Origin of the sequence: Burkholderia sp. 9775_39, assembly GCF_015712225.1 — a bacterium.
Taxonomy (GTDB): Bacteria; Pseudomonadota; Gammaproteobacteria; order Burkholderiales; family Burkholderiaceae; genus Burkholderia; species Burkholderia cenocepacia.
On sequence record NZ_JACCQC010000086.1, the window covers coordinates 1 to 464 of the forward strand.

1 pseudogene is annotated in these 464 nt (G+C 69.6%); it reads left to right on the forward strand.

The window, feature by feature from the left end:
• Positions 1-60: 60 nt before the first annotated feature.
• Positions 61-464 (forward strand): annotated as a pseudogene (locus H0X90_RS35370) (cytochrome c); the annotation flags it as partial.

The window sequence follows — 464 nt, forward strand, 5'->3', positions numbered from 1 at the left end:
CCACTACCTGTGGCGCTGCCGGCGCTGCCCGTGCGTTGCGGGGATGCGCCGACTCAATCCTTGGCGACGTGGCGCAACGGCCAACGCGTGAGGGTGGTGGCGGTGGATGCGGCATCGAGAGCCGGCATCCCGCTGGAAGACCCGCGTTTCCAGACATTGCTCATCACGCCGGATGGCACGTTGCCACCGCCAACCCGCGCGTTTGAGGCGCGCTGTGTGGCTGAAGGTGCCGACGCCTGGAGCGTCTTCGCCACCATTGCCGGTGCCGCGCCGCAAGCGTTCTCCGGCACGCAGTTGCTGGCCGACCGCAACGGGTGGTTGCGCGCACGCGGCGCACCGGGCACCACGTGGTCCGATGCTGACTTCCTGTGCACCTCGGCCGCCCGCGGAACCGCCCGCAGCACAAGCGGCCTCGACGCCTTGATCGCCCGCATGGACGCCGAACCGGTGCGCTATGTGAAAGG